Source organism: Pseudoalteromonas sp. ND6B (assembly GCF_000764215.1).
GTDB lineage: Bacteria > Pseudomonadota > Gammaproteobacteria > Enterobacterales > Alteromonadaceae > Pseudoalteromonas > Pseudoalteromonas tetraodonis.
Map to the genome: position 1 here is coordinate 1 of NZ_JQFL01000022.1, position 12,012 is coordinate 12,012.

General features: G+C 39.3%; 9 protein-coding genes. 5 read left to right on the top strand and 4 right to left on the bottom strand.

The features are described 5' to 3' along the window. Nucleotides 1–116 precede the first annotated feature (116 nt). The 4 genes from ND6B_RS12925 to ND6B_RS12910 all read right to left on the bottom strand — a co-directional run bounded on the left by ND6B_RS12925 (nucleotide 117) and on the right by ND6B_RS12910 (nucleotide 5,135). Nucleotides 117–1,718, bottom strand: a complete 1,602-nt coding sequence (locus ND6B_RS12925) for an ABC-F family ATPase (RefSeq protein ID WP_081844653.1) — start codon at nucleotides 1,716–1,718, stop codon at nucleotides 117–119. Nucleotides 1,719–1,860: 142 nt separating this feature from the next. Next, on the bottom strand, nucleotides 1,861–2,592 hold the full coding sequence (locus tag ND6B_RS12920; protein WP_033103045.1) for a substrate-binding periplasmic protein: 732 nt from the start codon (nucleotides 2,590–2,592) through the stop codon (nucleotides 1,861–1,863). Nucleotides 2,593–2,805: 213 nt separating this feature from the next. Then, entirely contained in the window at nucleotides 2,806–4,317 is a 1,512-nt protein-coding gene (locus tag ND6B_RS12915; protein ID WP_033103046.1) for an ABC transporter substrate-binding protein, read from the bottom strand. Between the two features lie 35 nt (nucleotides 4,318–4,352). Beyond that, nucleotides 4,353–5,135, bottom strand: a complete 783-nt coding sequence (locus tag ND6B_RS12910; RefSeq protein WP_033103047.1) for a substrate-binding periplasmic protein — start codon at nucleotides 5,133–5,135, stop codon at nucleotides 4,353–4,355. Between the two features lie 452 nt (nucleotides 5,136–5,587). Here ND6B_RS12910 and ND6B_RS12905 point away from each other — a divergent pair, with 452 nt between their 5' ends. From ND6B_RS12905 to ND6B_RS12890, 5 genes are all read left to right on the top strand, one after another. After that, the gene (locus tag ND6B_RS12905) at nucleotides 5,588–6,193 is read left to right on the top strand and encodes a class I SAM-dependent methyltransferase (RefSeq protein ID WP_033103052.1); all 606 of its coding nucleotides are present in this window, start codon (nucleotides 5,588–5,590) and stop codon (nucleotides 6,191–6,193) included. Beyond that, nucleotides 6,186–9,137 carry a DEAD/DEAH box helicase family protein gene (locus ND6B_RS12900; RefSeq protein ID WP_033103048.1) on the top strand — a complete coding sequence of 984 codons (2,952 nt, stop codon included), beginning with the start codon at nucleotides 6,186–6,188 and terminating at the stop codon, nucleotides 9,135–9,137. Before ND6B_RS12905 ends, ND6B_RS12900 begins: the two co-directional genes overlap by 8 nt. A gap of 92 nt (nucleotides 9,138–9,229) precedes the next feature. Then, a complete protein-coding gene (locus tag ND6B_RS12895) occupies nucleotides 9,230–9,625 on the top strand; it encodes a hypothetical protein (RefSeq protein WP_033103049.1) in 396 nt (131 codons plus the stop codon). Nucleotides 9,626–9,909: 284 nt separating this feature from the next. After that, complete coding sequence (locus tag ND6B_RS0119095; RefSeq protein ID WP_152333080.1) at nucleotides 9,910–10,221, top strand: hypothetical protein; 312 nt, start codon at nucleotides 9,910–9,912, stop codon at nucleotides 10,219–10,221. A 93-nt stretch (nucleotides 10,222–10,314) separates the two neighbouring features. Next, nucleotides 10,315–11,856 carry an HNH endonuclease gene (locus ND6B_RS12890; protein WP_033103051.1) on the top strand — a complete coding sequence of 514 codons (1,542 nt, stop codon included), beginning with the start codon at nucleotides 10,315–10,317 and terminating at the stop codon, nucleotides 11,854–11,856. Nucleotides 11,857–12,012: the final 156 nt, after the last annotated feature.

Sequence of the window (12,012 nt, forward strand, 5' to 3'; positions counted from 1 at the left end):
ACTCAAATTACAGGCACAAAAAAACGGCGCTTAAACAAGCACCGCTTTTAAATGGTTTAGGCTATTTCTTTAACCTTTAACCTTTAACCTTTAACCTTTAACCTTTAACCTAGCTCTTAAGCTACTTTATTTTCTTCGCAGCTTGCTAGGTATTCATCAAACGTACCTTGGAAGTCAATTACCTGCTTGTCTTTAATATCAACAATACGGGTTGCCAGTGACGATACAAACTCACGGTCGTGGCTTACAAAAATAAGCGTGCCTTTAAAGTCTTTTAGCGCATTGTTAAGTGCTTCAATGGCTTCCATATCCATGTGGTTAGTTGGTTCATCCATTATCAGTACGTTAACGTCTTGCATCATTAACTTACCAAATAACAAACGGTTTTTTTCACCACCTGAACAGTTACGCGCTTTTTTATTTGAATCGTCTGCGGTAAACAATAAACGCCCTAACATACCACGTACCATTAAATCGTTGTGCTTAGCGGTGCGCCACTGTGACATCCAATCAAATAAAGTTAAGTCGTTATCAAAGTCTTTGGTGCTGTCTTGTGGGCAATAACCAAACGTGGCGTTTTCTGACCACTTAACTTCGCCTTCGTTGCTTTTAAGCTCGTTAACTAAACAGCGTAAAAAGGTGGTTTTACCCACGCCGTTTTCGCCGATAACCGCCAGTTTAGCACCGGCTTCGAGTAGTAAATCACCACCAGTAAATAACGTTTCACCGTCAAACCCATGGCCAAGCTTAGTTAGCTCAAGCGCTTGGCGATACATTTTTTTGCCCTCATCAAAGTTGAGTGATGGGCTCATACGACTCGATGATTTAACTTCATCAAGCTTAATTTTATCCATTTTTTTAGCGCGCGAGCTGGCTTGTTTCGCTTTAGAGGCGTTAGCACCAAAACGGTTAACAAAGTCTTGGAGCTCGTCTATTTCAGCGCTCTTTTTCGCGTTTTCAGCAAGTAATTGCTCGCGTTGTAAGCCTGAAGCTTCAAGGTACTTTTCGTAGTTACCTGGGTAAATACGCAGCTCACCGTAATCAATATCGGCCATGTGAGTACATACCGAGTTTAAAAAGTGACGGTCATGGGAAATAATGATCATGGTGCATTTACGTTGGTTAAGCTCATTGGCAAGCCACGTAATAGTATGAATGTCCAAGTTATTAGTAGGCTCATCAAGTAGCAAAATATCAGGGTTTGCAAATAACGCCTGTGCTAACAGCACACGTAATTTCCAACCTGGGGCTACGTTTGCCATTAAGCCATAATGAAACTCTTTATCGATACCCGCATCAAGCAGAATTTCTTCTGCGCGGCTTTCTGCGGTGTAACCGTCCATTTCAGCAAAAATGCTTTCAAGCTCGGCTACTTTCATGCCGTCTTCTTCGCTCATTTCAGGCAAAGAGTAAATACGGTCGCGCTCTTGTTTTACTTTCCAAAGCTCCACATCACCCATAATTACCGCATCAACTACGCTGTATTGCTCAAACGCAAACTGATCTTGGCTTAGGTTACCTAATTTTAGCCCCGGCGTAATAGACACATTACCTGCACTAGGCGTAAGCGCACCGCTTAAAATTTTCATAAATGTCGACTTGCCGCAGCCGTTAGCGCCAATTAAACCGTAACGGTTACCGTTACCAAATTTAGCTGAAATGTTTTCAAACAACGGCTCTGCGCCAAACTGCATCGTAATATTTGCGGTGGAGATCAAAAAAAGTAATCCTAGAAAATTAATGGCAGGGTTAAGCTGCAGCAAGGCGCCGCATAAATAAACAAGCAATAGAGTAAATAATAGGCCGCGAATTATACAGATCCGCGCTTCAAGATGAAAGGTAAAAGAATAATCTACGGGTTCAGTAATGTGGGTAAATGGCTTGTATTGCGGATTTATTTTGCTTAATTAACTCATTTATAGCTTGTAACTCTATTTGGCTAATGGTTTTTTTACTTAGCATTAAATGAATAAAACTCTTATTGATGGCCGCCATATTAGTAACCGCTTCTATTGCTGGGTATTGGTTTATAAAATATTGCGCTGCTAGTTCGTCTTCAATTGCGTAATCAACTCTGTTTTTATTGAGCATTGCAAAACGTTTCTCGGCGGTAGGCATCATAATAACGTTAGCGGGGTGGTTCTGTTTAAACAGCTCAAACGCAACGCCATAATAACTGCCACGGTTAACCGCCAAGGTTAAATCTTTATAAAAAATATCGCTAATGTTATTTAAATCAGGCGATTCGGTGTATTTATACAGGCGAACTACTTCATCACGATAGGCAGCGCTAAAATAGGCAAAATCAGCTCTTGCTGATGTTTTACTCGCGGCAAAAATAACATCAATACGGCCTTCTTTTAATTCTTCAAAAGCGCGCGATGAGGTAGGCAGCAACATAAATTTTAAACAAAAAGATGAGCCGTTAAAAATCGTGTTTAACACGTCAATTTCAACGCCCGTCAGGTTACCGTTAACGGCAATTACATAGGGTGGCCAATTGTTTTCATTTGTGCCTACTTTAAGTGTTTTAAAGCAAGCAAATACGTTACAGCTGCTAAGCAGTAATACAACAAAAGCGATTTTAAGCATTTTATTACTCGAGGCTACAGCGTTATCATTACTAAAGTATAAACCAGACTACAAATTTAGCCCGTTTTACATCAATTAAAGCAACAATGCTGGCTTCCTATGTTTTATTTAATAGTTGGCAAATATAGGAAATTAGCTCTTGTTATTCACGAATTTAGGAATCGTGTTTGGTATAGGCATACCGCATAGCCAATACGTTAAATAACACTATCACTAAGGGGTTGGTACTAATCCTAACGACGCCCTATAAGCTTTTAGCTGTTTGTCGCGGCCAATTTCATCGGTTAATTTATTCCAGCCGGCCTCAATGTTTTCAACCGTTTGGTCTACGGTTTGGGTGTGCCTTAGGTATTTAGCCACTTCAGTGTCGAGTATGTCTCTAAAGTAGCGGTTGTTTTCAAAAATTCTCAAATCAAGAATAATATTGGCGTTATTAACGGTTTTAGAAATAGAGCCCAAGTAAAAATGCAGCGTACTTTTACTCATGCCTTGTTTAAGCCAGTTTTTGTGGTTAACTAATTGAGAGGTGCGATACGGGTTCATACCGGTGGCACCTATGGTTACATCTTCATTCGATTGCAAAGGCTGAGTAACATACGACAAGTAGTTATAAGCGAGGTTTTTTTTGTGTTTTGAGCTGGCATTATTAATTGAGCCTACCCAACCACCAAAAGCAGCATAAGGAGCATAATTAATATCGCCAATGGCAAACGGGCATAAGTTAGCATTGCAACGTTCAAGCTGGCCTGTTTTACGGTTTAATACCTCAGTAGCTCCGGGCAATATACTCACCCCTGTTTTGTTTTTCACTTTAGACTCAGGTAATACGGCCATAGTACCAATGTCGCCCCACTCAATGGCTAAGGCGCAGCGACCGCTTATAAACGCATACCTTACATCATTGGTATCAAAGTTAAGCTCATCAGCAGAGCCAAATTCAGTGGTTTTTTTATAAATTTTTAAGGCTTTTTTAAAGGCATCGTTATTCACTAATGGCGCCATAGTTCTTGTATTAAAAAATATGCCTTGAGAAGTGCCTTTGCTTTGCAAAAAACTGCCCGCAATCGAAAGCAAAGACCAATACGATTGCTCATTGGCTTTTTTAGAAATACACGAGCCAAAATCGCCCTCGCCATCCCCGTTCATATCAACGCCATTTAATTGCTTAGCAATAGCAAGGTAATCATCCCAGGTTCTAGGTGGAGCCAAACCATATTTTTCTAAAATATCGAGGCGGTAATAAAGTAAATGTATATCACCATCGAGCGGAATCGAGTAAATTTGGCCGTTATATTTAGAGCTAAAGTCTCTAAAAAAACGTGATACATCATTCCATTCAATTAAAGGGTCGGAGGCAATGTAATTATCTAAACGTACTAAATAATTATTTTCCGCAAAATCCACCATCCAGAGTGAGGCGTAGGCAATAATATCGTATTGGCTCGTTGGCGAGCTTAAATCTTTGTTTATTTCGTTATATAACTGGCCAAAAGGCACTTTGGTGACATTAACTTTAATACCAGTTTGTTGTTCAAACTCTAGGCCTCGTTGAATTAAAGGTTTACTAATGAGGGTGCCTAAATCAACTGTAAGCACATTGAGCTGGGTAGTAGCTTGTTGCGGTGTGCTTGGTTGGCTTTCTATTTTAGAGTGGGGCAGGGTAATTTGTGCAACGCATTGAAAAGCCAACATTAAGCTTATAACTAAAGCAAATACAACTCTCATAAAAAACTCAACCACAGCAATATGTAATTACTACTCTAGTCTATATTTTGCGGAAAGGGAAAAGGCAGGTAATTGTAAGCAATAAACAACGCCTCTAACTCACCGCTGGCAAGTAATTTTGCAAATCCGGCGTCAAAAATTTGTGCTAACTCACGACCTTTAGCGTTATCGGTAAAGGCAATGTATTGTTTTACAGGCACAATGTTTTCGATTTGATACTGCTGTGGGTCAAAATTCATTTTTGATAACTCAGTGGCGTTAGCAATCAGGGTTTGCTGCAGCGCTTTACGGTTATCTAAAAAGAAATCAAGCCTATCGAGCTTAAGCATTTTAACGCCTTCAATTCGCTGGGTAACCTGCTGCAAATCAATCGGCACATACAAATAATTATTGTAGTTAGCGCCCCTTAACGTACCCACCGATCTGTTTTGTAACGAATACTCGCCTTGCCAATTTTTAAACCGGCTTTTTTTAAACATCGCCGACACAAAGGTAATATCGTAATGCCACACCGGAAAGTACAAGCCTTCCACTTCATTTTGCCTTGCGCTTAACATGGCATCAGCATTGCCATTGGCCGTCCATCGATAAGCACGAGACTGAGGTACAATCATAATATTAAGTTCAATCGATTGCGCAGCAAAAATTTTAGTAAGCATATCAACATAAAGGCCAGAGCCGTCTTTTTCTACCAGCCCGTCAATGGTGTCGGTAGCCAGTACAATTTTTTTAATATCGCTCGACGCCCAACCACTGCTAGGCACGCCTAAACAAAGCGCTAAAAGTACAGCTAAAAACCACCTAAACCTAACATTCATTGTAAGTAACACCTCGGTACTTAAACACAGCAACACCAACAGTATATTCATACTAGAAAAAGTTGAATAACGATCTTATGGGTAAACATAGCACACTATAATGACCAATAAGTGAACGGTGTAAAATAGCATCATTTTAACTCTAAAGTGGTTAATTAATAACCCTGTTTTTAAGGGGATTAAAGCAAGTGTTTGCAGAGTTTAACAAGCGATAATGATTTAAACAGCTGCGCGTATTTTTTATACAACCTAAACCTTTTCAAAGGTGTAGAGCTATTAGGTAAAAGTGTAAATAACATGATTTTATAACATTAAACTGTGCTTTTTTGTAATAAAAACATACTACTTAGGGCGTATATATTGCCGTAGCTCTATATTTTTAAATGTTGATACTGTAGATTAGTTATAAATGAATACCAGATTAATAAATAAACCAAGGAGCGGTGAATTTAGTGCCTACTAAAACACTCAATTACTACAATCAAAACGCACAAAGTTTCAGCGATTCAACGCTTAATGTTGATATGTCGGCGCTTTACGTTGATTTTTTACCGCTTATCCCTAAACACGGCCATATATTAGATGCAGGCTGCGGTAGCGCCCGCGATGCCATGTATTTTAAACAGCAAGGTTTTACTGTTAGCGCATTTGACGCAAGTCCCGAGCTTGCAAAGTTAGCCAGTAATTACTTACAACAAGCTGTAGAGGTTAAAACCTTTCAGCAGCTTAATTGTACCAATAAGTACGATGGCATTTGGTGTTGCGCCAGTTTATTGCACGTACCAAAAGTAGAGTTACCACAGGTGTTTTTAAAACTACAAAATGCCCTAAAACCAAACGGGGTTTTGTATGTGTCGTTTAAATATGGCACGCAAGAGCGTGTGCATAATGGCCGTGAATTTACCGATTTAAATGAAGATGGCCTAACCGCATTAATTGCCCACCACACCGAGCTTAAAATACTAAAACAATGGCAAACGGTCGACCAACGACCAGAGCGCGAAAGCGAAGTGTGGCTCAACGCATTATTAACGCGCAGCGAATTAATAAATGAATAGCTTTAACGAACAGCACCAATTGCAAAGTAATAAGCAGCAGCTTATTACGGGTGCCGATGACCCGCTATTACCTAATCTTGTACATGCAATAAATAATGCCACAGAGATTGAAATCACAGTGTCATTTATCCAACCCAGTGGCTTGGCTTTGTTATTTGACCCACTCAATGAGGCTTTACAAAGTGGCGCAACACTAAAGCTGTTAACCTCCGATTACCTTGATATTACTCATCCTAATGCGCTCAGAGAGCTAATGGTATTAGTGGATCGTGGTGCTGATGTGCGTATTTACCAAACACAGAGCAACCAAAGCTTTCACATGAAGTCGTATATTTTTGTCAAAACAAATGACACCAGCGAAATTATGTCTGGTTGTGCCTTTATCGGCTCAAGTAACATTAGCGCCAGCGCACTTACTAAAGGTCATGAGTGGAATTTTAGACATGATTACATGCAGCCAAAAACAAGCCAAGCAGCGCAGCAATTTTTAAGTATTCGGAATGCTTTTTACGCTATTTTCAACCACGAGTTTGTCAGCAATTTAAGCCATGAATGGATTAATAACTACATTGCTAGGCGCAAAACACAGCAGTTTGTAGCGGTAAATCATGCCGATACAGCGGAACAAATTATTGAACAAAGCGAAGCTAAAACACCAAGGCCAGCTCAAATTGAAGCGCTCAATGCTCTAGCGCAAACTCGCGCTGAGGGCTTTAAACGTGGCTTAGTAGTGTTAGCAACAGGCATGGGTAAAACATGGTTAAGCGCGTTTGATGTTAAACAATTCAAAGCTAAACGGGTATTATTCGTCGCGCATCGTGAAGAAATACTTGTACAAGCACAGCGTACTTTCGCTGAACTACTGCCGCTTTCAACGGGATTTTATAACGGTAAACACCGCGACAAAAACGCCGACTGTTTATTTGCCTCTATTCAAACAATTGGTCGAAGTAATCATTTAAAGCAATTTGCACCAACGGCGTTCGACTACATCATTGTTGATGAGTTTCATCATGCCAGCGCACGTGTTTATCGTCAGCTATTAAACTATTTTGAACCACAGTTTTTACTCGGTTTAACCGCCACGCCAGAACGAACCGACCAAGCCGATATTTTAGGATTGTGCGATAACAATTTAGTGTTTGAGAGAAACTTAACGCAAGGAATTGATCAAAAAACGTTAGTGCCGTTTCATTACTATGGTATTTGGGACGAAAACGTAAACTACCAAGCCATTCCATGGCGCAATGGTCGATTTGATCCTGCAGCACTAGAAAACAAATTTGCGACACAAAAACGTGCCGATCATGCGCTTGCACAGTGGCAACAATATAAACAAAAACGCACCTTAGGATTTTGTATTTCCACTAAACATGCCGATTACATGGCTGATGCGTTTAATAAAGCGGGTGTAAAAGCACTATCAGTACACAGCCAATCAAAAGTACGCAGAAATGAGGCGCTTAAACAATTAGAACAACGCCAAGTTGAAGTGCTATTTACCGTTGATCTGTTTAATGAAGGGACTGACTTACCCAGCATTGATACTATTTTAATGCTGCGCCCAAGTGATTCTAAAATCCTGTTTTTACAGCAATTAGGGCGTGGTTTGCGTACGCTAGAAGGTAAAACGCATTTAGTGGTGCTCGACTTTATTGGTAACCACCATAGCTTTTTAAATAAGCCTTATGCGTTACTCCATGAAACTACGCCAAGTGGTGTAGTGAAAAAGCTTAAAAAGCCAAATCTAGCTGATGGCTGTTTTATAAATATTGATTTAAAAGTCACCGACTTCTGGCAACAGCTAGCTAAGGCGCAGCGCACCACGGCGCTTGAAGATATAACACAACTTGCTGAGCAACTTGGGCATTTACCCACCTTAAGTGAGTTTTACTACCACTATGGGGATATAAAAAAGGTAAACAGCAATTACACTAGTTGGTTTGAGCTAATTGCTAAAACACAAAACATTGATGATGAGGCACAACAAGGTGCTGAGCAACTAGCGCGGTTCTATGACTTTTTACATAAGGGCATACAAACAACCAGTATGACCAAATGCTTTAAAGCTATTTTGCTTGAAGCTTATGTGGCATTAAATGGTTTTACCATTCCCCCAACAGTTGCAGAACTTGCAGCCATGAGTGCTAAAGTATTAGCGCGCCACCCAAATTTAAAACAACACGATTTATCAGCCAAAGAGCAGCAAGCTGCCGCTGATTCACAAACATGGCAAAGCTACTGGCGTAAAAACCCAATCAAAGCTTACACCAATAAAAATAAAGATGGCACGCAGTGGTTTACGCTAGAAAACGACACAGTAAAAGCCACGTTTGACGTACCCGCAGATAAGCTCGAATTATTAAACAACGCCGTGTTAGAGCTGGTTGAATACAGCTTAGCTAAATACAGTCAACGGCTAGAAGTAAACCTAGCAACAACTGAGCAAAATACCGAGCAACAAGCTGACAATGTTACTCAGCTAGCGTTTAAAGATCGTACCGATACAACAAAAGAGCGAGATAACACATTAAAGCTGCCGTACTTCCCCAATATAAAAATAGCCTGTGGACATTTTAAAACAGGGGATGAGAGCGATATGGAATTGATGGACGCGCCATTTGGCGCTGGCAAGCTCGACCCACAAGTACACTTTTTAGCGCATGCGTCGGGTAATTCTATGAATGGCGGTAAGCACCCAATACTTGATGGTGATTTACTGCTACTTGAGTTTATAACGTCCGATAAAGCAGGATCGTTACGCGGCCAAATAGTGGCGATAGAGCGAGATTATATAGGCGGGGAAGGGCAGTATTTACTGCGCAAAGTTAATAAATTACCTAATGGGCAATATGAGCTAATTGCTCAAAACCCAGATTACGAGGTAATGATTGCTGATGAAAGCATGCGAACCTTCGCACGGTTTAAACAAGTGGTTGTGTAATTTTAATTGTAGGCGGGAGTTTACCTCGCGCTTTTAAGTGTAGGAATTGGCTTTAGCCGTGAATTTTTAAGTGATTTAAAAAGGGAATTTATATGAGTTTAAGTGAGCAACTTAGAGCACTAGCAAATGGGTTCAACCCAGAAACAGGTGAAGTTTTAAATAAGAATTCAATTGTGAATACACCCGAGGTTATTAGAGCCTTATTTTCACTCGCAGATGAGTTGTCAGACAGTAAAAAGAATAAAAATAAAAAGAAAGTTAAACTAACCGCGGATGAAAAAATCGCGAAAAATTTACAAGAAGGTAAACCAGCAAGATCTCATTTCCCATGGGAAGAACGCGAAAAAGAGCTATTAACTTCATTTTTTAAAGCAAATAATAATATTAAAGAGGCAGCACAAAAAATGGAGCGCTCTGAACTTGCAGTAGCAGTTCAATTAGAAAAGTTAAGTTTAATAAAACCAGAGGATGTTGAGCGTTATCGTTAATGGTTTTGCTAGGTTGCAGGCATGCAAAGCGAAACTTTGAAAATGTAGATAAAATTATACAGCGCTTATAAATGATGCTTTTGTGTGTGAATTTAAGGGATTAAAACCTCTATTTGAGGTTTTATCGCGTTGGCGATGGCAACCAAAGAGAGGCTGCCGCCGACCTCTCTCTGGACTCTCTCGGCGCGCCGAGGATCACACTGTGTCCTCAAGTTAAAAATTGATGTGAACGTAACCGCCGTGTATTCGCCATCCATGGCGAAGTCACGGCTTAACTTGCATCCATGCAAGTGATTACTCATCAATTTATAACTTTCGGGTGTGATCACGGGGAGTTGGAGTGTGTTGGTAGATTGGTGATTATGAATTTAGGCGGGAGTTTACCTCGCGCTTTTGGCTTGTATACGCAGCTTGCTCGCGCGAAAAGCGAAGCTTTTAAATTTGTAGGCTTTAGCCATGAATTTTATGGACAAAAAAATATAGTACATGTAGGCATGACAAATTCATTAAAAGAATCGAAGAGCTGGTTACTGCAATTTAACTGTTTCATTATTTTGTATTTTATAGAAGCAAAAATTGACGCTATTAAAAATTAAAATCAAGCACTTTTATGCATTATAAAGTAAGTAAATTATCGGGAATATGCAGTAAAGCGTATTAAGAATTTCAATAACAAAAAGGAAAATGAGATGCCAAATGTAAATTTGGATGCGTTGATCTCAAGAGAAGATTTTGAAGTCATCGAAACCAACTCCAGAGCCTCATCATTTAATCAAAATGTTAGTGTAAAAGATTTAGAAAAAGGTGAGTTTTTCTATGCTGGGCTAAGAAAACCAGATTTTCAAAGGGAAACTTCTGACTGGACGGATGATCAACTTTGCGAATTCATTCAAAGCTTTATTGATGGTGATTTAATACCAGCTGTTATATTGTGGAATTCAGGTCCTTACAACTTCGTTATTGACGGAGCCCATAGGCTTGGGGCATTGATAGCGTGGATAAACGATGACTATGGGGATGGTGCTATCTCAAAGCAATTTTTCAATGATGAGATTGATGAGGAGCAGCGTGATATCGCAAATAAAACCCGAGAAAAAATTAAAAACACAGTTAAATCTTATAGTGAATATAAAAAAGCTACGGCTGATAGCAAGAATACTGAACGTGAAATATTGGAAAAAGCTCTTAGCCTAGGCCGTACTTCTATTCAATTGCAGTGGGTAAGCGGTGGAGCAGAAAAAGCCGAACAGTCGTTTTTTAAAATAAACCAAAAAGCATCTAAGATAAATGATACGGAGATCGAACTTCTTCAATCAAGAAGAAAAGCATTTGCTATTGCCTCTCGAGCTATAATGAGAGCTGGCGCAGGACATCAATATTGGTCAAAATTTGAGTCTTCGTTAATGAAAGAGATTGAAGACATTGCCAAGGAAATAAATGGGTTAATTTTTCAACCTAAGATATCTGGTGCTATTAGGACATTAGACTTACCCTTAGTTAAAAAATATAACTCCCCTCAAACTAATAGTTTTATTTTTGATTTGGTAAAAAAATGTAACGGAGTTCCTAATAACACAAAGAAAATAGATGATGATCCTGATGGCAAGTTGACAGTTACGTATCTGAAAAACACCAGGAAGTTCCTAAGAAGAATAAACTCTTCTCATCCATCATCACTAGGCTTACATCCTCTAGTTTATTTCTATAACAAACGTGGTAATCATATTTATTCAGCAATCTTAGCTTGGGTGGATATTGTTAAGGAGATAGAGAAGTCACCTCAATCATTAAAGTCCTTTTGTTTCATTCGTAATGACTTAGAAAAGCTCTTAATTAAGTATAAACACTTTATCTCAGGGGTTAATGCAAAATACGGTAGTGGTACAAAGAGTTACAAGCATATAATTAAAGTAACAATGTTGATAATCAACTTGTTGCAAAAGCAGGAATCGGAAAATACCATTGTTAGTATGATATTGGATGAGTATAAATTTCTAACTAAAGATGATGACATAAATGTCAAGTCGTTGAGGTTCTCAACGGATATTAAATCCCAGATTTACATCCAAGAAGCTTTGCCTAAAAGTAGCACATGCTCATATTGTAATGGTTTTATTCATCAAAATTCTATCTCATTCGATCATATTGTGAGAAAGCAAGATGGAGGTAAAGGTAGTGTGCAAAATGGTGCTCTAATGCACCCTTACTGTAATACGTCAGCAAAAAACTAGGTAGTGTTTAGAAATCTGTGTCATTTCAGTATTATTAAGAAAACAGGAGTGACACATGACTCAATCTTTCGACTTCAACAAAGCATTAGCTGAACTTCAAGCTGGTAAAGGTCTTACTGGCGAAGACGGTGTTCTAACACCATTAATCAAACAACT

What these genes read in the sequence shown, in the direction of transcription:
- ND6B_RS12920 (WP_033103045.1), bottom strand. Translation starts at nt 2,592, where the DNA reads ATGCTTAAAATCGCTTTTGTTGTATTACTGCTTAGCAGCTGTAACGTA.
- ND6B_RS12915 (WP_033103046.1), bottom strand. Translation starts at nt 4,317, where the DNA reads ATGAGAGTTGTATTTGCTTTAGTTATAAGCTTAATGTTGGCTTTTCAA.
- ND6B_RS12910 (WP_033103047.1), bottom strand. Translation starts at nt 5,135, where the DNA reads ATGAATGTTAGGTTTAGGTGGTTTTTAGCTGTACTTTTAGCGCTTTGT.
- ND6B_RS12900 (WP_033103048.1), top strand. Translation starts at nt 6,186, where the DNA reads ATGAATAGCTTTAACGAACAGCACCAATTGCAAAGTAATAAGCAGCAG.
- ND6B_RS12895 (WP_033103049.1), top strand. Translation starts at nt 9,230, where the DNA reads ATGAGTTTAAGTGAGCAACTTAGAGCACTAGCAAATGGGTTCAACCCA.
- ND6B_RS0119095 (WP_152333080.1), top strand. Translation starts at nt 9,910, where the DNA reads ATGCAAGTGATTACTCATCAATTTATAACTTTCGGGTGTGATCACGGG.
- ND6B_RS12890 (WP_033103051.1), top strand. Translation starts at nt 10,315, where the DNA reads ATGCCAAATGTAAATTTGGATGCGTTGATCTCAAGAGAAGATTTTGAA.